Source organism: Nakamurella lactea DSM 19367, assembly GCF_000426645.1.
Lineage (GTDB): Bacteria > Actinomycetota > Actinomycetes > Mycobacteriales > Nakamurellaceae > Nakamurella > Nakamurella lactea.
In genome coordinates this window covers 190,472-208,696 of the sequence record NZ_AUFT01000006.1, presented here as the reverse complement: position 1 = coordinate 208,696, position 18,225 = coordinate 190,472, and the positions used below count along the sequence as shown (strand labels likewise).

Genomic DNA, 18,225 nt, shown 5'->3' with positions numbered 1-18,225 from the left:
GAACAGCCGGGCACCACGCTCGGCGGCGCCTTTCTGGCGTGTTCCCCGTTCCCCGACCTGTGTGTGGGGAACGGGGAACGTTCCCTCGGGCAACCGTTCCCCGTTCCCGACAGTGGGGGATGGGAACGGGGAACGGCCTTCACTCGGCGGTTCCGACGGTAGCGGCACGCCGTCATCGAATGCTGTGCTCGCGATCAGTTCAGACATGCTGACCACCCACCCGAGCAACAGCGGCGGTGACCGCGGCCAGTTCGTCGCTGACGATCGTCTGCAGATCAGCCAGCGGGCCACCCTCGGCAGCGGCTGCGATGCGCTGGGCGGCTTCCACAGCCCGGCGACGGGCGGCAGCCTCGACCACCATCCCGGCGTAATATGCGGCAGATGCCGGAACCGGCGCAGCGTCGATCGTTTCGTGCAGCCAGGTAGCCAGAGCGACCCGCGGCTTGCCGGCCTCGAGCCGGGCATGCCGGGCGACGTACCCAATCACGGTCAATGCATCGACCGGCAGCCCCTCGGCGCGCATCTGGCGGACCACGCCGATGACGAACCGACTGCGGGGCTCGGCGAAGTCGGTGTCAGTGACCAGCTTGAGCACCAGGTCTTGGATCTCAGTCGCGGCGAACACGACGGCGCCGACAACCGCAGCTTCGGCGGCACCTGACGTAGAATCGAATTGGTCGCCCGCCAGGAGATCGCCTCGGAGTGCCGCAGCCTCGCCCGCTGCGGCTCTTCGCTTTTCAGGCAGCGTCATTGCCGTCACCGCCCACGAACGGCGTCAGTAGACGGTCGAGATCAGCAGGGTCAACGACGAGCATGCCCCTGTGGTCACGGTGGCTCGGCAGGGATCCGTCAGCGATCCGGCGACGGAGCGTCCAGTGGGACACGCCGATTAGAGCTGCAGCCTCCGTCAGAGGCAATCTCCCGGCGTTACGCAACGGACTTGCCTTCGACGGTCTGCAGCGGGCAGAGAGCGGCGTCCAGTTCGTTGAGGTCAACGCGAAGTAGCTTCGGCCCGAGTCGGTAGCCCGGGATGATTCCGGATGCGATCCAATGACGGAGTGTCTCTCCTGTGACTCCGGCGTAGCTCGTCGCCTCGGCGAGCGAGACTAGGCGCCGTGTCTGTTCAGGGATGGGTGAGCGGGGCATGATGGCTATGGCCTTTCCTGTGGAGGGGCCCCGGCCGGCGGGTGCTGGGTGTCTTGGTCGATTTCACAGCGCCCGCCGGTGTGCTCCCTTGCACATCCGGGGTCTGTAGGTGACTTGACCACGTTTCGTGCGATCTCGGTGGGAGGGTTCACGGGCCGCAGCAACCACCCGCTTGCTCGCATTTGTCAGACCTAGAAACACGTTCATATACGACCATTCACGTTCATAAACTGATCGGACAGGTTCGAACACGTTGGCACACTTGACTTATGGGGACTACACAAACGCGCTCCCGGGTGACTCGCCGGAAATTGCCTGCCGCTCCGCGCGTGTCGCGCCGACCTCGCCCACATAGCGTTGCGAGTTGCCACCTGAATGCCCGTGCCCGATGGAAGAATGGAGAGGTGCCCCCGGAAGAGGCCCCACGGATCCACTCCCGGGGGCGCACAAAGGCAACACTGGCGGACAACTAGGAGAAGACTCATGAACACGGAAGTAATCCCGGCACCAACACCAGCAATGACGCACATCTACGAAGAGGGTTACGTCATCCCGGAAGATGACAGCCTGGTCCGGTACACGCACTTTCACGTGGTGCCGCGAATCCGCAAGGGTTGCCGGGTCTCATTCACGAACTGCAAATTCGACTTCGCTGAGAGCGACGAAGAGGCGATGTCCATGATCCAGGAAGTGTCCTGGGCAAATCCCGTCAGTGTGTACGACCAGTCCAACGGAGTGACAAAATGAGCGACACCGATCAGACCCGCCGGGACCGGATCGTCGGCCAGGCGTTGAGTGCCGGCAAGATCCACCCGACTTCCGTGTCCCGGTTCCGGGAGTTGATGGCCGCCGACGAGAAGTCCACCACGATCCTGCTGGACCAACTCGTCGCAATTCCCATCGAGCCCATCTCCCAGTTCTCGGCCGGGGGTCTCACCGATGAGGACGTGCAGGCCGCGGCCGCAGCCATCGGGCTCGGATCCCTGCTTCCCCCGGCTACCCAGTTCAGTCAGGCCGACATGGTGGCCGCTGCCGCGACCGTCGGGCTCGGCCCGGCGCCGGTCATGGACTTCGGGTTCACCGACGCAGACACAAGGGCCGCTGCGGCATCGATCGGATTGGGGCGCTGACATGGTGATGACCCACGAGCAGTACATGGATAGCTTGGACGACGCCGCACGCCGGGCACGGAATGCCGAGGCCGAAGCGGTCGCCGATGATGCGCGGTGGTACTCGTCAATGAGGGCGCTGAACGCATCGCGGGGGGCCGCGCAGAAGGAACTGGACGAGCGGGTTGGGCTGATCAACTCGGCCGGCTACTTCCAGCGCGGCAACCCGGGCTCCGTTCTCTGACTCCGCGAACGCGAAGCGCCCCCGGACATCAGCCGGGGGCGCTTCGTCATCATTCCGGGAACTATCAGCGGATCGCACCACCGACCGCCGCGACCGCTCCACCGACGGCGCAGAGGATCAGCCCGACCCCAAGACTCACCATCTCCGGGGCGGTTGACGTCAGGCGCACCATCTCGAAGATCGCCAGTGCGAGGCCCAGTAGCCCGAGCGCGACGCACAACCAGCGGAGCCCGCCGGCGTTGCCGAGCAGCCAAACCAGAGCGACGACAGCGACGATGACACCGAGGACGAAGAACAGTCCGGCGTCAGACGAGAACAGCGGCGGGGTATAGGACATGAACCCGGCGGAGATCCACGGCAGCAGTGTCCCGACGATGATCCCGATCGCTCCAAGCAGGGACACGATCGCACCAACCGGGGTGCGCCTCGCCGGCGGCTGCATGCGTAGATGAGGAGGTATCGGCGGCGGCATCGTGAACTGTGGCTGCTGCTGCTGCCATCCCTGCGGCTGCCAGTCCTGCTGAGACGGTCCGTTCGGTGTGCTCACTTCGATCAGCCCCTCACCGGTGAATGACCCCGACGACCTGCCCGAATGCTAGATCGCCGCAACGCAGCCTCGGCAATCTCTGTGGTCACCTCGAGCTCGGCCGCGACCCGGCCCGCGGTGATGCGTGCCGGCGCAAGGCGACGCTCCACCTTCGCCAACTCCAGCGGATCGACCAGGGTCCACGCGGCCAGCACATCGGCCGCCTGCTCATCGGCCTCGCCGATCACCTGGTGGCCGAGCGCGGCATGCGCGCACTGGTGGGCCAGTGCCGACACCCGCTGAACCGGGGGCATACTGTCGTCCAGCCGGATCACCCGCCGGGTAGGCGACCAAGATCCGAGCACCCCGTCCGGCATCTCGGCCGGCTCGGCCACGATCGCCCGTGCTTCAGCCCAGGTGAGTAGCCAGTCCCAGCGTTCGATCAGCCGCGGCGTCCACTCCAACGGCGGCTGCTTCGGAGCCGGTTGCCTCATGACTCGGCCCCGACGCGATCCCGCAGCAGGCAACGCCACGAATTCACCACCCACATCATCACACCGAGCTCGTCAGCGATGCGGCACAAATCGTTGCCCCACAGGGTGGTTGCGGCGTCGTGCATCACTGGGTCGATCAGCCTCTCGGCCGCCCACCGGTTCGCGTCCACTTCCTGCTGGTCCTTGGATCCGACGTGGCCGAGGGCGACATGCCCGCACTCGTGCGTGAGCGTCGACCACTCCTGCACCTGAGACAACCCGGTGGACAGGTAGATAGTTCGCCTGTCCGGGTGCCACTCCCCGAAGCGCTCCGGCGGCAGGTCGGCGAATAGGACGGCGATCCCTCGGGCCTCGGCCCACAACCACGGGTCGAACTCGTCCGCGCTCGGCATGTTCCGATCATGCGCCGAGGGTGCGACAACCAAGGTGAGTGTCATCGCTCTGCCTCTGCGTCCATAGCGCTGATCGTCGCCACGGCGTTGAGAAGCTCGGCGGCGAAGGCCGCGGCATCCTCGGCCGTCACGTCCTCGCGCTCAAGGGTCGGCACGTAGATCTTGGCCGGGGCGATCTCGCCGTCCTGCTCGAGCGCTGAGATCTGCACTCCGAGCGGGCTGGTGCCGCCGACGTGCAGGAAGCCGTCGTCGTCGCCATCGTGGGTTTCGCACCACCGGATCGGACACTGGGCATCGGCGACGTGTACACGCAGTTGGTCGCCTTCGCGGGAACGTCGGCTCGGATCGCCAGACAGTGCCCGGAGTACATCGTCGGCCTCGTCAGCCGCGGCGAACAGGCCACTGATGTCGATGACCTGGCCGTCGCCCTCCGTGCTGCGCTTCGGGAGATTGCCCTTGGCTCGCACTCCGGCGTCCCAGCCGGCCTGGGCGCCGAGCTGCCAGATGGTGCCGGCCGTTTCGGGCGTGAGGATCGTCGGGTGGATGGTGGTGGTGGACATGGTGTCGCTTCCCTTCGGTTGTGTGTGCACTGGTGTGTGCAGACTGCTGGGGACTACTGGGGACGGGCAGGGAGCCGGCCTATCTGCGGGCGGGTCCTGACCTGCATATTCGGTACTGGCAGGCATTGGGGGGGACGGCCGGGACTGCGGTTGATCTGTCTGTAAATCAGCCGGCATTGCCTACGGGGGTTCAAATCCCTCACCTGCCACTGTGCGGTGACCAGCGGGTTCGCTCTTCGGAGCGGGCCCGCTGGTCTATTTCGGGCACACAGCGGGCACCGCGAGCACCAGCGGGGCCTTGGTCCTGAGTTTAGGCCCTAATTAAGGTACTATTGTGGGTATGGCCTACAGGGTGGAAATCAGGGCCAGCGCCGCGAAGACGATCGCTGCGCTTCAACGCCCACAGGCGCGCAGGATCAGCGATGCCATCCGTGGCCTGGCCGACGATCCCCGCCCGCACGGCGCGATCAAGATGTCCGGTGCGGACGCCTACCGGCTCCGCGTCGGCAACTACCGGATCATCTACACGATCCGGGACGACATCGTCACCGTCACGGTGACAAAGGTCGGACACCGCAGAGAGGTATACCGGAGGTGAACGAGATGAAGCTGATCCCGATCAGCGAAGCGAAGCCACGGATGGCGGCCCTGGTCGAGCAGGCCGACACCGAGGATGTCGTCCTGACCCGCCACGGGCGCCCCGTCGCAGTGCTGTTGTCCAGCAGGCGCTACGAGGAGTTGCTGGAGCGACTGGAAGACGCCGAGGACTCGCTGTCGGTCTACCAGACCGTCGACGAGCCCGTGGTCGATGCCGAGGAGTTCTTCGCCAGCCTGGGGTTGACGCCCCACCCCGCGGCGTCCTGACCCGACTGAACATCGGCGGCTGGGATGGCGGCCGGATCGTCGGTGGGTCGAAGGCACGGCCAGGGTCCGGCGCCGGAGTCAGTCCGCTCACCTGGCGATTTAGTGACGCCCGTGCTGTGCTGTATCGTTGTCGACGTTGCACAGCAGCGGACCGCGAGGTTCGCAGTCTCAGCACGCCCCTTTAGCTCAGTCGGCAGAGCGTCTCCATGGTAAGGAGAAGGTCTACGGTTCGATTCCGTAAAGGGGCTCGGAGCGACCGGCCGCAGGCACCGTGATCTGGAACTGGGAAGATCTGGAGCCGTGCGGTCGTTGTTCTGACCGGCACCGGTACCTCCGGGGCCGATCGCATGGCGGTGTAGCTCAGTCGGTAGAGCAAGCGGCTCATAATCGCTGTGTCGCCGGTTCAAGTCCGGCCACCGCTACCACGCCGCCCGCAGGGCGGTCCCCGCCCCGCGGGTGCTGGTGCGAGAGCGCCCGTCACCCCTGTTCGAGAAAGAGGCTCCACACCGTGGCCGCCACCGACGTTCGTCCGAAGATCACCATGGCTTGCGAAGAGTGCAAGCACCGCAACTACATCACCCGCAAGAACCGCCGCAACGATCCCGATCGCCTCGAGATCAAGAAGTTCTGCCCGAACTGCGGCACCCACCGGGTGCACAAAGAGACCCGCTGACGCGACCAGCCAAGACTCGCTGACCAGGCCCCGGCCGCATGCCGATGGATCCGTCCTTCGCCGGACGTGAGTACCCACTGGGCGAGGCGTACCTGGTCGGCGTCGAGAAGGTCCGCGAGTTCGCTGCCGCGATCGGCGACGACAATCCGCTGTTCCACGACCGGGCCGTTGCCCGCGCCGCCGGCTACCCGGACCTGCTGGCCCCGCCGACCTTCGCGTTCGCCGTGATCAACGGCGCCCAGGAGGCAGTGCTGTTCGACCCGGCACTCGGGCTGGACTTCTCCCGGGTGGTGCACGGCGACCAGCGCTTCGTCTACAGCCGGCCGATCGTCGCCGGCGATGAGTTGAGCTGCACCATCGTCATCGACTCGATCAAGAACATGGCCGGCAACGACATGATCACCCTGCGCTCCGAGATCGTCGACGCGACCGGCGCGCACGTGGTCACCGGCTACGGCATGCTCGTCTCCCGGGCGGCCGGCTGATGACCGCGGACCTGACCTCGGTGGCGGTCGGTGATGAACTGCCCCCGCTGACGGTGCACCTGGACCGTGGCCGGCTGGTCCGTTACGCCGGCGCCTCCGGCGACTTCAACCCGATCCATTGGAACCCGCGGGTGGCCGCCGACGTCGGGCTGCCGGACGTCATCGCCCACGGCATGCTCACCATGGCCGTCGCCGGTCGGATCGTCACCGACTGGCTCGGCGATCCCGGTCCGCTGGCCGAGTACGGCGTCCGGTTCACCCGGCCGGTCGTGGTCGCCGACCCCGACGGTGCCGAGGTCGGGATCACCGCAAAGATCGGTGCGATCGACGAGCAGGCCAGGACCGCTCGGATCGACATCACCGCGACCTTCGCCGGCAAGACCGTGCTCGGCAAGTCCCGCGCCGTCATCCGGTTGCCGTGAGTCCCGCGACCGGATCGGCGATTGGTCCGGCGGCGGGGTGGTGGCCTACACTTGACCGTCTGGGGTGTGCTGAAGCCTGCCCGCCGAGTGCGATCTGCGTTCGGTAGCGGAGCTGGGGCGCATCCCGGTCTCGTGAAACGGCCACGTGTTGCAGCGTGCCGGTGCGCGAGTGCCAGGGCAACGGCAGTTGTCGATGCAGTACAGAGGGGCGTAGCTCAACTGGCAGAGCAGCGGTCTCCAAAACCGCAGGTTGCAGGTTCAAGTCCTGTCGCCCCTGCTCCGCGGGATCCGGGTCGACCGGGCACCCGGGCCCGGCTCAGGCCGGGTGCCGTCCGGCAGGACGGCTCCGGTCCGACGCACTCAGGTGGGTCGGTTCCGGTCAGGCAGGCTGTTCGTAGCGGACAGCCAGAACGGTGAGGACGAGGTAGGCGTGAGCGAGCTTGCGAGCGAACCATCGGCGCTGAACGAGGGCAGCCCGCGAGGGACGAGCGGGGAGCCCTCGTGAGCAACGATCACGACGGCACCGAAGAGGCATGGGAAGTCGGGGACGACACCCAAGCCGGAGCCGACGCTTCGTCCACCCCGGAAACGGATGACGGCGACGCAACCGGCGCCGGATCCGCCGAACTCTCGGGTGACGCGGACGACGCCGACGTCGACAGTGGCGAGGTCGAGAACGACACCGTGGCTGACGACAACGACGACGAGGCCGACGACAGCGACGAAGCCGACTCCGGCACGGAACTGGTCGGCGCCGGTGTCGCCGCCGGCTCGGCTCGCGCCGCGGCCCGCCGATCGGCGGCGGTGAAGGCCGGCATCACCGAGAAGAAGGGCCGGGCGACAGCCGGTCGGGACGACAACAGGGACACCCGCGGCAATCTGTTCCAGCGTTTGCTGCGGTTCCTGCGGGAAGTCGTCGCGGAGCTGAAGAAGGTCATCTGGCCGGCTCGGAAGCAGATGATCACCTACAGCATCGTGGTGATCGTGTTCGTGGTGTTCATGGTGGCGCTGGTCTACGGCCTGGACGCGCTGTTCGCCCAGGGAGTGCTGTCGATCTTCGGTTGACCGACCCGGCCGACGGTCAGGGCCGGATCACCACACCACCGACCACCAGAAACGCAGCGCCATCACCGAACGAGGAAGTGAGATAACCGTGTCGAGCCCCGACCACACCGAGAGCAGTGAGCTCGGTTCCGAGTTGCTCGACGCCGATCCCGGCGTCGAGTTCACCGGCGCCGCACTCACCGACGAGCAGGCCGCCGAAGCTGCGGAGGCCGCCGACAGCGCTCCTGGCGACGGCGTGGCTGACGACACCGCAGCCGACGGCAGCGCAGCCGACGACGCAGCCGCCGACGGCGAACCCGCTGCGGACGAATCCACCGCCGATGACAAGGCCGCGCCCGAGGAGGTGGCCGATCCGGTCGCCGAACTGCGGGAGAGCCTGAAGGCAGCGGACGGCCACTGGTACGTGGTGCACAGCTACGCCGGTTACGAGAACAAGGTCAAGGCCAACCTCGAGACCCGGATCCGTTCGCTGGACATGGAGGACTTCATCTTCCAGATCGAGGTGCCGACCGAAGAGGTCACCGAGATCAAGAACGGCCAGCCCAAGATCGTCCAGCGCAAGGTCTACCCGGGCTACATCCTGGTCCGGATGGAACTGACGGACGCCTCCTGGAGCGCGGTCCGCAACACCCCGGGCGTCACCGGCTTCGTCGGTGCCACCGCCCAGCGCCCGTCGCCGTTGAGCGTCGACGAGGTCATCAAGATCCTGGCCCCGGCCGCGCCGAAGAAGTCGACCCAGGCGGCCGCGAAGACCGGCGAGCCGGTCCGGACCGAGGTGGACTACTCGGTCGGCGAATCGGTCACCGTCATGGACGGCCCGTTCGCCACGTTGCCGGCGACCATCAACGAGGTCGACGCGCACACCCAGAAGCTCAAGGTGCTGGTCTCGATCTTCGGTCGCGAGACACCCGTCGAGCTGTCCTTCACCCAGGTCGAGAAGATCTGACCCGTCGTCGCCTGGTAACCGCCAGACGCGCTCCATCCCCAGCCCCCGGATAACGCAAGAGAGAAAGTCATGCCCCCGAAGAAGAAGAAGCTCGCAGCGATCATCAAGCTGCAGATCAAGGCCGGCGCGGCCAACCCGGCTCCGCCGGTCGGCCCGGCGCTCGGCCAGCACGGCGTCAACATCATGGAGTTCTGCAAGGCCTACAACGCCGCGACCGAGTCGCAGCGCGGTGACGTGGTCCCGGTCGAGATCTCCGTGTACGAAGATCGTTCGTTCGACTTCAAGCTGAAGACCCCGCCGGCCGCGAAACTGCTGCTCAAGGCCGCCGGTGTCGAAAAGGGCTCCGGCACCCCGCACACCACCAAGGTCGCCAGCGTGACCATGGACCAGGTGCGCGAGATCGCCGAGCTGAAGAAGGTCGACCTGAACGCCAACGACGTGGATGCGGCGACGAAGATCATCGCCGGCACCGCCCGCTCGATGGGCATCACCGTCAAGGGCGCCTGAACCAAGTAGCCCGTCAGTAGTACGGCGGTCCGCACCCGCGGATTGTCGGTGGGAGGGTCGAGCGCGACCCGCAACCACGAACTCCACTCAGCAACAAGGAGCAGTCATGAAGCGCAGCAAGGCCTATCGCGCGGCGGCGGAACTCGTCGACCGCGAAAATCTGTACACCCCGCTGCAGGCAGCGGAGCTGGCCAAGAAGACGTCCACCACCAAGATGGACGGGACCGTCGAGGTGGCCATGGTGCTCGGCGTCGATCCCCGTAAGGCGGACCAGATGGTGCGGGGCACCGTCAACCTGCCCAACGGCACCGGCAAGACCGCCAAGGTGATCGTCTTCGCCGTCGGCGACAAGGCCGCCGAGGCCGAGGCCGCCGGCGCCGACGTGGTCGGCAGCGACGACCTGATCGAGAAGATCCAGGGTGGCTGGCTGGAGTTCGACGCCGCCATCGCCACGCCGGACCAGATGGCCAAGGTCGGCCGGATCGCGCGGGTTCTGGGGCCGCGCGGCCTGATGCCGAACCCGAAGACCGGAACGGTGACCGCAGACGTCGCCAAGGCCGTGTCGGACATTAAGGGCGGCAAGATCAACTTCCGCGTCGACAAGGCCGCCAACCTGCACATGGTGATCGGCAAGGCGTCCTTCGACGTCGACAAGCTGGTGGAGAACTACGCCGCCGTGCTCGACGAGGTGCTGCGGGCCAAGCCCGCCGCCGCCAAGGGCCGCTACATCAAGAAGATCGCCATCAGCACCACCATGGGCCCCGGCATCCTGGTCGATCCGTCGATCACCCGGAACCTGCTGGCCCAGCCGGAGGCCTGATCCGCCGTCGACGGTGGTGATCGCGCCGCCGTCATCCGACGCCCCGATGCCCTGTGCATCGGGGCGTCGGCGCGTATCGGTTGCGATGAGTGCGTTCTGACGGTGCCGGCCGCCGCGCGATTTGGCGGTAGCGGCGACACCCCGGTATCGTGAGCAGTGATCCACCGCAGACCGTCGGCTCTTGCCTGCGCCGGTTCCACCGGCACGGCAAGTGAAGGTCCCGGAAGTTCCGGGCGGCCCACGCAGGAGGACGAGGTAGCAGTTGCCGCCAGGTGCCGGGTAATTCCGGTCCGGTGAGCACTTCACGCCCCGTGCGCCTGCGCATGGGGCGTTCGTCATTCCCGGGGTCGAACTCCTTCCGGCGAGAACCGGTGGCCGGCAACGACAATCATCAGCCGGCAGAACTGCCGGCGGTGAGAACCGTTGTCACCACTGTTGATTCGCTACAAGGAAGGAGGCGCCGATGGCCACAGCAGCGAAGGTCGCCACAGTCGCCGAGATCGCGGACCAGTTCCGCAACTCGTCCGCTGCCGTCGTGACCGAGTACCGCGGCCTGAAGATGTCCCAGCTCACCCAGCTCCGTCGTGATCTGGGCAGCGAGGTCGCCTACACCGTCGCCAAGAACACCCTGGTCCGCCGCGCAGCGGCGGAGGCCGGGGTGGAGGGCCTGGACGAACTGTTCAACGGCCCGACCGCGATCGCGTTCGTCACCGGGGAACCGGTGAACGCGGCGAAGGCCCTGCGGGACTTCGCCAAGGCGAACGCTCTGCTGGTGATCAAGGGCGGGGTGATGGACGGCAAGGTCCTGAACACCCTCGAGGTCACCAAGCTCGCCGACCTTGAGTCGCGCGAGGTATTGCTGGCCAAGCTGGCCGGCGCGATGAAGGCCAGCCTGTCCCAGGCTGCCGTCATGTTCAACCAGCTTCCCTCGCAGGTCGCCCGCCTGGCGGCTGCCCTGCAGGAGAAGCGGGCCGACGAGGCTCCGGTGGCCGTTGCCGCCGAAGCCCCCGAGGCCGACACGGCGCAGGCCGACACCGAGGTCACGGACGACGCAGCGGACGCTGCCGAGACCGAGACCGAGACCGCCTGATCCGACCGGCACCATCCGGTCGCAGATCAGACCGGTTCATCCATCACCCAAGACCTGCCCCGTGTATCAGCGGGACAAGTAGTACGAGAAAGGAACGCCCATCATGGCGAAGCTGACCACTGACGAGTTGCTCGACGCGTTCAAGGAGCTCACCCTCATCGAGCTGAGCGAGTTCGTCAAGCAGTTCGAGGAGACCTTCGGCGTCACCGCCGCCGCAGCGGCCCCGCAGGTTATTGCCGGCCCGGCCGGCCCCGGAGCTGCCCCCGAGGCGGCCGAGGAGCAGGACGAGTTCGATGTCGTCCTCGAGGCTGCCGGCGAGAAGAAGGTCCAGGTCATCAAGGCGGTCCGCGAGATTGTTTCGGGCCTGGGCCTGAAGGAAGCCAAGGACCTGGTCGACGGTGCGCCGAAGGCCATCCTGGAGAAGGCTCCCAAGGAGGCCGCCGAGGCCGCCAAGGCGAAGCTGGAAGAGGCCGGCGCGACGGCCACCGTCAAGTAATTCGGATCTGACGCCCGGTTCGCCGGGAATCGTCACCCGGATTTCTGCACCGCCCGAAGGGGCGGGCTCCACCACGGAGCCCGCCCCTTCGGCGTACCCGGATACCCTTGGGGAACGAGCAACGAAGGCGAGGGGAGCGCAGCGGATGGATGTCAAGGTCAGTACGCCGTCGATGGTCAGGGGATCGGCCGTCACCGCCGCGATGCTGGTGCCGGGACGCGGCCGGTTCAGCCGCGTCGTCCGCACCGGCGTGGTCGCCGCCGGCTACCTGGGTTCGTTCGCGCTCGACCCGCAGGCCAAGCCCGAGCACTACACGCTGATGTCCTTCACCGGCAGCGAAGACGTGCCGGACCAGCTGCGCAGCTACGGCAACGTGGCCGTCGGCACGGCCAGCTGGGTCGGTATCCAGACGCTGGTCGCGCACGCGGCGGCGTTGCTGCCGCTGCCGAAGACCTTCAAGGCGCTGCTGGTCGGCGGCGGGGTCGCGGTGGCCGACAGCTGGGTGGGCGAGCGCGTCCGCAACGCCAGGGCGGCCTGAGCGCCGGCCCCGGGTCAGCGGGCCGCTGCGTGGTGACGGCGTTCCGGGACGCAAGCCCCGAAGCGGTCAGAGGACCGCGCCGGGGTTGAGGATGCCGTCCGGATCCAGCGCATCCTTGATCCGCTGGGTCAGCGCGAGCACGTCCGGCCCGAGCTGATCGGGGAGTGCCCCCTTCTTCAACCGGCCGACACCGTGTTCGCCGGTGATCGTGCCGCCCAGTGACAGCGCCAGGGCCATCACCTCATCGAAGGCCAGCCGGGCCCGGCGCACCGATTCCGGGTCGCCGCCGTCGTGGACCACCAGCGGATGGGTGTTGCCGTCGCCGGCGTGCGCGACCACCGCGATCTCGACGCCGTGAGCCGCGGAGATGCCTTCGATGCCGACGATCAGCGCGGGCAGCTGGGGGATCGGCACCCCGACGTCCTCGAACAGCAGGGTGCCGCGCTTCTCCAGGGCCTGGAAGGCCTGCCGCCGCGCGTGCAGGAACATCTCGCCCTCGGCCGGGTCGTCGGTACAGAAGCTTTCCTTGGCGCCGGCCAGGTCACACGCCCGCTGCATCTCCTCGATCTCCAACCGGCGGGCCGCGCCCGGGGCATCCGACTGGCCGATCAGCAGGGCACCGGCCTCCCGGTCCAGCCCGGCCTGGAACAGGTCCTCGCAGGCGTTGATGGAGTAGTTGTCCATCAGCTCCATCATCGACGGCCGCTGGGTCGCGCCGATGGCCACCACCGCATTCGCCGCCGACTCGACATCCGGAAAGCTGGCCACGAAGGTGGCGGCCGGCGGCTGAGCCGGCAGCAACCGCAGGATTGCCTTCGTGATGATGCCGAGCAGGCCCTCACTGCCGACGAACAGCTTGACCAGCGACAGCCCGGCGGTGTCCTTGATCCGTTGCCCGCCAAGGGAAACCAGGGTGCCGTCGGCCAGCACCACATCCATCCCGAGCACGTAGTCGGTGGTGACGCCGTACTTCACGCAACACAGGCCGCCGGCGTTGGTGGCCAGATTGCCGCCGATGGAACACATCTCGAAACTCGACGGGTCCGGCGGATACCACAGTCCGTGGGCGGCGGCGGCGCGCTTCACCTCGGCGTTGATCGCCCCCGGTTCGACGACGGCAGTGCGGGTGGCGGTGTCGATGACGATGTCCGTCATCTTCTCCATGCTCAGCACGATGCCGCCGTCGACGGCGGTGAAACCGCCGGACAGGCCGGTGCCGGCGCCGCGCGGGACGATCGGAATTCGATGCCTGGCCGCCCAGCGGACGGTCGCCTGCACGTCGCTCGCGCTGTTCGCCCTGACCACCGCGAGCGGGGTGCCGGCGTCCGGGTCGTGCGCCCAGTCCTGGCGGTAGTTCTGCAGGGTGGCGGGATGATCGGCGACGGTGCCGGCCGGCAGCTCGTCGATCAATTCCTGCAGCGCCGACTCCCTGGCCGGCTGCGGTGCCGCGGTCATACGTTCGACGTTACTAGGGTCGGCACCGGCCGAGCCGCCGACCCGGGCGGTTGTCGGTGGCTCGTGCGACGATCTGGGCATGTTCGATCACGTAGGGATTCAGGCCGCTGACGTCGACGCGGCCGTGCGCTTCTACACCGGCGTCCTCGCGCCCATCGGCGTCGTCGAGGCGATGCGGTTCCCGACCGACGACGGTCCGGTGGTCGGGCTGGCCGGGTCCGACGGCGAGCCCGGGTTCTGGCTCAGTCCGAACGTCGGCGGCGGCCCGGCGAGGGAGGACCACCTCGCCTTCGCGGCCGGCTCGCGGGATGAGGTGGATGCGGTGCACGCGGCCGCGGTGGCCGCCGGCGTCGAGGTGCTGCACGAGCCGCGGGAATGGCCGGAGTACCACCCCGGTTACTACGCCGTGTTCCTGCGCGACCTGGACGGGCACAACGTGGAGGTGGTCACCCACCAGTAGCCGGATGGCCGGCCTCGGCGCCGTGTCGATCGGGTTCGCCTCCCGGTCCACACACGCCGAACGGTGCTTGACACTCCGCCCTTCCCGGTCCAGCATTGGACCCACGACGTCGGCCATATAGCGGGCCGCGTCCCTCGTTCTCGCGAGCAGTACCGCCCGGTGTGAGTGAAACCACCGCGACGTGCGCTCGCCGCTGAGGGCACGTCTGGACAAGTGCGCCCTTTTGCGGGTAGGCTTCATGGTTGCGCTGCCTTCCTTCCGCCCCCAACCTCCAGTCGTGTCGTCGCCCATGTCGCCGTGCCTGCAACGGCGCGCCGGACGCAGGCCCGCTGACCTGGGGAAACAAGGATTTGCAGCGAACGCGACAGTGAACACCCGGCAGGCACACCCGGCAGTACCGGTCCTCGGAAGGACGCATCTTGGCAGTCAGCACGTCAGCCCAGTCCACCACCCGCACCCCCACAGGCGCCACCAAGCGGGTTTCGTTCGCCAAGCTTCGCGAACCGCTCGAGGTTCCGAACCTGTTGGCACTGCAAACCGAGTCGTTCGACTGGTTGATCGGTGCCCAGGGTTGGCGCGACCGTCAGGAGGAGCCGATCCCGTCCGGTCTGGACGAGATCCTCACCGAGATCTCCCCGATCGAGGATTTCTCCGGAAACCTGTCCCTCTCGTTCGCCGATCCGTGGTTCGACGACGTCAAGGCGACCGAAGCGGATTGCCGCGAGAAGGACATGACCTACTCGGCGCCGCTGTTCGTCACCGCCGAGTTCATGAACGCCGAGACCGGCGAGATCAAGTCCCAGACCGTCTTCATGGGTGACTTCCCGATGATGACGAGCAAGGGCACGTTCATCATCAACGGCACCGAGCGGGTCGTCGTCAGCCAGTTGGTCCGGTCCCCGGGTGTGTACTTCGAGCGCAGCCTGGACAAGGCCGCCGGCAAGGACGTCTTCTCCGTCAAGGTGATCCCGTCCCGCGGTGCCTGGCTCGAGTTCGACATCGACAAGCGCGACACCATCGGCGTGCGGATCGACCGCAAGCGCCGGCAGCCGGTCACCGTGCTGCTGAAGGCGCTGGGCTGGGACGAGGCCAGGATCCGGGAGAAGTTCGCCTGGTCCGAGGTGCTGCTGTCGACCCTGGAGAAGGACCACATCGCCGGGCAGGACGAGGCGCTGCTGGACATCTACCGCAAGCTGCGCCCGGGCGAGCCGCCGACCCGTGAGTCCGCGGAGAACCTGCTGCAGAACCTGTTCTTCAAGGACAAGCGGTACGACCTGGCCAAGGTCGGCCGGTACAAGCTGAACAAGAAGCTCGGCGTCAACGAGCCGACCAGCGTCGGCGTGCTGACCGAGGGCGACCTGGTCGCCGTCGTCGAGTACCTACTGCGGCTGCACGACGGCCAGACCAGCTGGACCGTCCGTGGCCAGGACCTGCCGGTCGAGGTCGACGACATCGACCACTTCGGCAACCGTCGGCTGCGTACCGTCGGCGAGCTCATCCAGAACCAGGTCCGGGTCGGTCTGTCCCGGATGGAGCGGGTGGTCCGCGAGCGGATGACGACCCAGGACGTCGAGGCGATCACGCCGCAGACCCTGATCAACATCCGCCCGGTGGTCGCCTCGATCCGCGAGTTCTTCGGCACCAGCCAGCTGTCCCAGTTCATGGACCAGGTCAACCCGCTGGCCGGCCTGACCCACAAGCGCCGGATGTCGGCGCTCGGGCCGGGCGGTCTGTCCCGTGACCGGGCATCGCTCGAGGTCCGCGACGTGCACTCCAGCCACTACGGCCGGATGTGTCCGATCGAGACGCCCGAGGGCCCGAACATCGGCCTGATCGGCTCGCTGGCGACCTTCGCGCGGGTGAACCCGTTCGGGTTCATCGAAACCCCGTACCGCAAGGTCACCGACGGCGTCGCCACCGACCAGATCGACTACCTGACGGCGGACGAGGAAGATCGCTTCGTCATCGCCCAGGCCAACGTCAAGCTGGACGGCAAGGACCGGCTGGCCGAGTCGCAGGTCCTGGTCCGGCGCAAGGGCGGCGAGGTCGACCAGGTCGAGCCGGCCGCGGTCGACTACATGGACGTCTCGCCGCGCCAGACGGTCTCCGTCGCCACCGCGATGATTCCGTTCCTTGAGCACGACGAGGCCAACCGGGCGCTGATGGGCGCCAATATGCAGCGTCAGTCCGTTCCGTTGCTGCGCAGCGAGTCGCCGCTGGTCGGCACCGGGATGGAACTGCGGGCCGCGGTCGACGCCGGCGACGTCGTCGTTGCCGACGCGTCGGGAGTTGTCGAGGAGGTCACCGCCGATTTCGTCTCGGTGATGACCGACGACGGGCAGCACAAGACCTACCGGCTGCACAAGTTCGTCCGCAGCAACCAGGGCACCTCGATCAACCAGAAGCCGATCGTCTCCGAGGGCGACCGGGTCGAGGCCGGCCAGGTGATCGCCGACGGTCCGTGCACCGAGGGCGGCGAGATGGCCCTCGGCAAGAACCTGCTGGTCGCCTTCATGCCCTGGGAGGGGCACAACTACGAAGACGCCATCATCCTGTCCCAGCGCATCGTGCAGGACGACGTTCTCACCTCGATCCACATCGAGGAGCACGAGATCGACGCCCGCGACACGAAGCTGGGGCCGGAGGAGATCACCCGGGACATCCCGAACGTCTCCGAGGAGGTCCTGGCGGATCTCGACGAGCGCGGGATCATCCGGATCGGCGCCGAGGTCCAGGACGGCGACATCCTGGTCGGCAAGGTCACGCCCAAGGGCGAGACCGAGCTGACCCCGGAAGAGCGGCTGCTGCGCGCGATCTTCGGTGAGAAGGCCCGCGAGGTCCGCGACACCTCACTCAAGGTGCCGCACGGCGAGACCGGCAAGGTGATCGGCGTCCGGGTGTTCACCCGCGACGAGGACGATGCCGAGCTCAACGCCGGTGTCAACGAGCTGGTCCGGGTGTACGTGGCCCAGAAGCGGAAGATCCAGGACGGCGACAAGCTCGCCGGCCGGCACGGCAACAAGGGCGTCATCGGCAAGATCCTGCCGGCCGAGGACATGCCCTTCCTGCCGGACGGCACCCCGGTCGACATCATCCTGAACCCGCACGGCGTGCCGCGACGGATGAACGTCGGCCAGATCCTGGAGACCCACCTCGGGTGGGTCGCGGCGCAGGGCTGGCAGATCGAGGGCAACCCCGACTGGGCGGAGAACATCGAGGCGCGCAGCGCCGAGCCGTTCACCCGCACCGCCACCCCGGTGTTCGACGGCGCCTCCGAGGACGAGATCGAGGGCCTGCTCGGCTCGACCACCCCGACCCGCGATGGCGACCGGCTGGTCGACACCGACGGGAAGGCGACCTTGTACGACGGCCGCTCCGGCGAGCCGTTCCCGTACCCGGTCGCGGTCGGCTACATGTACATCCTGAAGCTGGCTCACCTGGTGGACGACAAGATCCACGCCCGCTCCACCGGCCCGTACTCGATGATCACCCAGCAGCCGCTGGGCGGTAAGGCGCAGTTCGGTGGCCAGCGGTTCGGCGAGATGGAGTGCTGGGCCATGCAGGCCTACGGCGCCGCCTACACGCTGCAGGAACTGTTGACCATCAAGTCCGACGACATCGTCGGTCGGGTCAAGGTGTACGAGGCCATCGTCAAGGGCGAGAACATCCCCGAGCCGGGTATCCCGGAGTCGTTCAAGGTGCTCCTCAAGGAGCTCCAGGCGCTGTGCCTGAACGTGGAGGTGCTCTCCAGCGACGGCGTCACCATCGAGATGCGTGACACCGACGACGACGACCTCGAACGCGCAGCGGCCAACCTCGGGATCAACCTGTCCCGCAACGAGTCCGCCTCCGTCGACGACCTGGTCAACTAACTCCGACGTCCCGTGCCCGGCCTCCTGGTCGGGCACGGGGTCCGTCACCCCCGTCCTGGGA

Annotated in this window: 23 protein-coding genes and 3 tRNA genes; 20 read left to right on the top strand and 6 right to left on the bottom strand. The window is 67.4% G+C overall.

The window, feature by feature from the left end; genetic code table 11:
- Nucleotides 1–199 precede the first annotated feature (199 nt).
- Nucleotides 200–751, bottom strand: coding sequence for a DnaB-like helicase N-terminal domain-containing protein (locus tag K340_RS37475; protein WP_084614119.1), 552 nt, complete (start codon nucleotides 749–751; stop codon nucleotides 200–202).
- 878 nt (nucleotides 752–1,629) lie between these two features.
- On the opposite strand from K340_RS37475, the gene K340_RS0106745 reads away from it, so the two are divergent.
- From K340_RS0106745 to K340_RS36905, 3 genes are read left to right on the top strand one after another with little or no spacing between them, the layout of a single operon-like run.
- Entirely contained in the window at nucleotides 1,630–1,893 is a 264-nt protein-coding gene (locus tag K340_RS0106745; protein ID WP_154674112.1) for a hypothetical protein, read from the top strand.
- Nucleotides 1,890–2,276: a hypothetical protein gene (locus tag K340_RS0106740; protein WP_029136164.1), complete on the top strand. Its 387-nt coding sequence runs from the start codon at nucleotides 1,890–1,892 to the stop codon at nucleotides 2,274–2,276. Before K340_RS0106745 ends, K340_RS0106740 begins: the two co-directional genes overlap by 4 nt.
- 1 nt (nucleotide 2,277) lies before the next feature.
- Nucleotides 2,278–2,499 (top strand): hypothetical protein, encoded by a 222-nt coding sequence (locus tag K340_RS36905; protein WP_029136163.1) that lies wholly within the window; start codon nucleotides 2,278–2,280, stop codon nucleotides 2,497–2,499.
- 64 nt (nucleotides 2,500–2,563) lie between these two features.
- Here the strand turns inward: K340_RS36905 and K340_RS0106730 are convergent, their stop codons facing one another.
- The 4 genes from K340_RS0106730 to K340_RS0106715 all read right to left on the bottom strand — a co-directional run bounded on the left by K340_RS0106730 (nucleotide 2,564) and on the right by K340_RS0106715 (nucleotide 4,471).
- Entirely contained in the window at nucleotides 2,564–2,902 is a 339-nt protein-coding gene (locus K340_RS0106730; protein WP_154674111.1) for a hypothetical protein, read from the bottom strand.
- A gap of 149 nt (nucleotides 2,903–3,051) precedes the next feature.
- Complete coding sequence (locus tag K340_RS0106725) at nucleotides 3,052–3,519, bottom strand: ImmA/IrrE family metallo-endopeptidase (RefSeq protein WP_029136161.1); 468 nt, start codon at nucleotides 3,517–3,519, stop codon at nucleotides 3,052–3,054.
- Entirely contained in the window at nucleotides 3,516–3,911 is a 396-nt protein-coding gene (locus K340_RS33970; RefSeq protein ID WP_161632064.1) for an ImmA/IrrE family metallo-endopeptidase, read from the bottom strand. Before K340_RS33970 ends, K340_RS0106725 begins: the two co-directional genes overlap by 4 nt.
- A 41-nt stretch (nucleotides 3,912–3,952) precedes the next feature.
- A complete protein-coding gene (locus K340_RS0106715) occupies nucleotides 3,953–4,471 on the bottom strand; it encodes a hypothetical protein (protein ID WP_029136160.1) in 519 nt (172 codons plus the stop codon).
- A 340-nt stretch (nucleotides 4,472–4,811) separates the two neighbouring features.
- Between K340_RS0106715 and K340_RS0106710 the strand changes: the two genes are divergently transcribed.
- The 15 genes from K340_RS0106710 to K340_RS0106640 all read left to right on the top strand — a co-directional run bounded on the left by K340_RS0106710 (nucleotide 4,812) and on the right by K340_RS0106640 (nucleotide 12,377).
- Nucleotides 4,812–5,069, top strand: a complete 258-nt coding sequence (locus tag K340_RS0106710) for a type II toxin-antitoxin system RelE family toxin (protein ID WP_029136159.1) — start codon at nucleotides 4,812–4,814, stop codon at nucleotides 5,067–5,069.
- A gap of 5 nt (nucleotides 5,070–5,074) precedes the next feature.
- Complete coding sequence (locus K340_RS27965; protein WP_154674110.1) at nucleotides 5,075–5,335, top strand: type II toxin-antitoxin system Phd/YefM family antitoxin; 261 nt, start codon at nucleotides 5,075–5,077, stop codon at nucleotides 5,333–5,335.
- Nucleotides 5,336–5,510: 175 nt separating this feature from the next.
- Nucleotides 5,511–5,583: transfer RNA gene (locus tag K340_RS0106700), tRNA-Thr, on the top strand.
- Nucleotides 5,584–5,684: 101 nt separating this feature from the next.
- A tRNA-Met gene (locus K340_RS0106695) sits at nucleotides 5,685–5,760 on the top strand.
- Between the two features lie 83 nt (nucleotides 5,761–5,843).
- Nucleotides 5,844–6,008, top strand: coding sequence for a 50S ribosomal protein L33 (rpmG, locus tag K340_RS0106690; protein WP_029136158.1), 165 nt, complete (start codon nucleotides 5,844–5,846; stop codon nucleotides 6,006–6,008).
- A 38-nt stretch (nucleotides 6,009–6,046) separates the two neighbouring features.
- Nucleotides 6,047–6,493: an FAS1-like dehydratase domain-containing protein gene (locus tag K340_RS0106685; protein WP_029136157.1), complete on the top strand. Its 447-nt coding sequence runs from the start codon at nucleotides 6,047–6,049 to the stop codon at nucleotides 6,491–6,493.
- The gene (locus K340_RS0106680; RefSeq protein WP_029136156.1) at nucleotides 6,493–6,915 is read left to right on the top strand and encodes a MaoC family dehydratase; all 423 of its coding nucleotides are present in this window, start codon (nucleotides 6,493–6,495) and stop codon (nucleotides 6,913–6,915) included. Before K340_RS0106685 ends, K340_RS0106680 begins: the two co-directional genes overlap by 1 nt.
- 204 nt (nucleotides 6,916–7,119) lie before the next feature.
- Nucleotides 7,120–7,192: transfer RNA gene (locus K340_RS0106675), tRNA-Trp, on the top strand.
- Between the two features lie 224 nt (nucleotides 7,193–7,416).
- A complete protein-coding gene (gene secE, locus K340_RS33965) occupies nucleotides 7,417–7,980 on the top strand; it encodes a preprotein translocase subunit SecE (protein ID WP_029136155.1) in 564 nt (187 codons plus the stop codon).
- Nucleotides 7,981–8,068: 88 nt separating this feature from the next.
- A complete protein-coding gene (gene nusG / locus K340_RS0106665) occupies nucleotides 8,069–8,926 on the top strand; it encodes a transcription termination/antitermination protein NusG (RefSeq protein WP_029136154.1) in 858 nt (285 codons plus the stop codon).
- A gap of 69 nt (nucleotides 8,927–8,995) precedes the next feature.
- The gene (rplK, locus tag K340_RS0106660) at nucleotides 8,996–9,433 is read left to right on the top strand and encodes a 50S ribosomal protein L11 (RefSeq protein WP_029136153.1); all 438 of its coding nucleotides are present in this window, start codon (nucleotides 8,996–8,998) and stop codon (nucleotides 9,431–9,433) included.
- A gap of 106 nt (nucleotides 9,434–9,539) precedes the next feature.
- The gene (gene rplA / locus K340_RS0106655) at nucleotides 9,540–10,253 is read left to right on the top strand and encodes a 50S ribosomal protein L1 (RefSeq protein WP_029136152.1); all 714 of its coding nucleotides are present in this window, start codon (nucleotides 9,540–9,542) and stop codon (nucleotides 10,251–10,253) included.
- Between the two features lie 463 nt (nucleotides 10,254–10,716).
- Nucleotides 10,717–11,343 carry a 50S ribosomal protein L10 gene (gene rplJ / locus K340_RS0106650; protein WP_029136151.1) on the top strand — a complete coding sequence of 209 codons (627 nt, stop codon included), beginning with the start codon at nucleotides 10,717–10,719 and terminating at the stop codon, nucleotides 11,341–11,343.
- Nucleotides 11,344–11,446: 103 nt separating this feature from the next.
- Complete coding sequence (gene rplL, locus K340_RS0106645) at nucleotides 11,447–11,839, top strand: 50S ribosomal protein L7/L12 (protein WP_029136150.1); 393 nt, start codon at nucleotides 11,447–11,449, stop codon at nucleotides 11,837–11,839.
- A 145-nt stretch (nucleotides 11,840–11,984) separates the two neighbouring features.
- Nucleotides 11,985–12,377 (top strand): hypothetical protein, encoded by a 393-nt coding sequence (locus K340_RS0106640; protein WP_029136149.1) that lies wholly within the window; start codon nucleotides 11,985–11,987, stop codon nucleotides 12,375–12,377.
- A 66-nt stretch (nucleotides 12,378–12,443) separates the two neighbouring features.
- On the opposite strand, the gene K340_RS0106635 is transcribed toward K340_RS0106640, so the two are convergent.
- The gene (locus K340_RS0106635) at nucleotides 12,444–13,832 is read right to left on the bottom strand and encodes an FAD-binding oxidoreductase (RefSeq protein WP_037363077.1); all 1,389 of its coding nucleotides are present in this window, start codon (nucleotides 13,830–13,832) and stop codon (nucleotides 12,444–12,446) included.
- 79 nt (nucleotides 13,833–13,911) lie between these two features.
- Between K340_RS0106635 and K340_RS0106630 the strand changes: the two genes are divergently transcribed.
- Nucleotides 13,912–14,292: a VOC family protein gene (locus K340_RS0106630; RefSeq protein ID WP_029136147.1), complete on the top strand. Its 381-nt coding sequence runs from the start codon at nucleotides 13,912–13,914 to the stop codon at nucleotides 14,290–14,292.
- Nucleotides 14,293–14,711: 419 nt separating this feature from the next.
- A complete protein-coding gene (gene rpoB / locus K340_RS0106625) occupies nucleotides 14,712–18,164 on the top strand; it encodes a DNA-directed RNA polymerase subunit beta (protein ID WP_029136146.1) in 3,453 nt (1,150 codons plus the stop codon).
- Nucleotides 18,165–18,225 lie beyond the last annotated feature (61 nt).

Excerpts from the sequence above, each read along its gene's own strand:
- K340_RS37475 (WP_084614119.1), bottom strand. The coding sequence starts at position 751 with ATGACGCTGCCTGAAAAGCGAAGAGCCGCAGCGGGCGAGGCTGCGGCA.
- K340_RS0106745 (WP_154674112.1), top strand. The coding sequence starts at position 1,630 with ATGAACACGGAAGTAATCCCGGCACCAACACCAGCAATGACGCACATC.
- K340_RS0106740 (WP_029136164.1), top strand. The coding sequence starts at position 1,890 with ATGAGCGACACCGATCAGACCCGCCGGGACCGGATCGTCGGCCAGGCG.
- K340_RS36905 (WP_029136163.1), top strand. The coding sequence starts at position 2,278 with ATGGTGATGACCCACGAGCAGTACATGGATAGCTTGGACGACGCCGCA.
- K340_RS0106725 (WP_029136161.1), bottom strand. The coding sequence starts at position 3,519 with ATGAGGCAACCGGCTCCGAAGCAGCCGCCGTTGGAGTGGACGCCGCGG.
- K340_RS33970 (WP_161632064.1), bottom strand. The coding sequence starts at position 3,911 with ATGCCGAGCGCGGACGAGTTCGACCCGTGGTTGTGGGCCGAGGCCCGA.
- K340_RS0106715 (WP_029136160.1), bottom strand. The coding sequence starts at position 4,471 with ATGTCCACCACCACCATCCACCCGACGATCCTCACGCCCGAAACGGCC.
- K340_RS0106710 (WP_029136159.1), top strand. The coding sequence starts at position 4,812 with ATGGCCTACAGGGTGGAAATCAGGGCCAGCGCCGCGAAGACGATCGCT.
- K340_RS27965 (WP_154674110.1), top strand. The coding sequence starts at position 5,075 with ATGAAGCTGATCCCGATCAGCGAAGCGAAGCCACGGATGGCGGCCCTG.
- K340_RS0106685 (WP_029136157.1), top strand. The coding sequence starts at position 6,047 with ATGCCGATGGATCCGTCCTTCGCCGGACGTGAGTACCCACTGGGCGAG.
- K340_RS0106680 (WP_029136156.1), top strand. The coding sequence starts at position 6,493 with ATGACCGCGGACCTGACCTCGGTGGCGGTCGGTGATGAACTGCCCCCG.
- rplK (WP_029136153.1), top strand. The coding sequence starts at position 8,996 with ATGCCCCCGAAGAAGAAGAAGCTCGCAGCGATCATCAAGCTGCAGATC.
- rplA (WP_029136152.1), top strand. The coding sequence starts at position 9,540 with ATGAAGCGCAGCAAGGCCTATCGCGCGGCGGCGGAACTCGTCGACCGC.
- rplJ (WP_029136151.1), top strand. The coding sequence starts at position 10,717 with ATGGCCACAGCAGCGAAGGTCGCCACAGTCGCCGAGATCGCGGACCAG.
- rplL (WP_029136150.1), top strand. The coding sequence starts at position 11,447 with ATGGCGAAGCTGACCACTGACGAGTTGCTCGACGCGTTCAAGGAGCTC.
- K340_RS0106640 (WP_029136149.1), top strand. The coding sequence starts at position 11,985 with ATGGATGTCAAGGTCAGTACGCCGTCGATGGTCAGGGGATCGGCCGTC.
- K340_RS0106635 (WP_037363077.1), bottom strand. The coding sequence starts at position 13,832 with ATGACCGCGGCACCGCAGCCGGCCAGGGAGTCGGCGCTGCAGGAATTG.
- K340_RS0106630 (WP_029136147.1), top strand. The coding sequence starts at position 13,912 with ATGTTCGATCACGTAGGGATTCAGGCCGCTGACGTCGACGCGGCCGTG.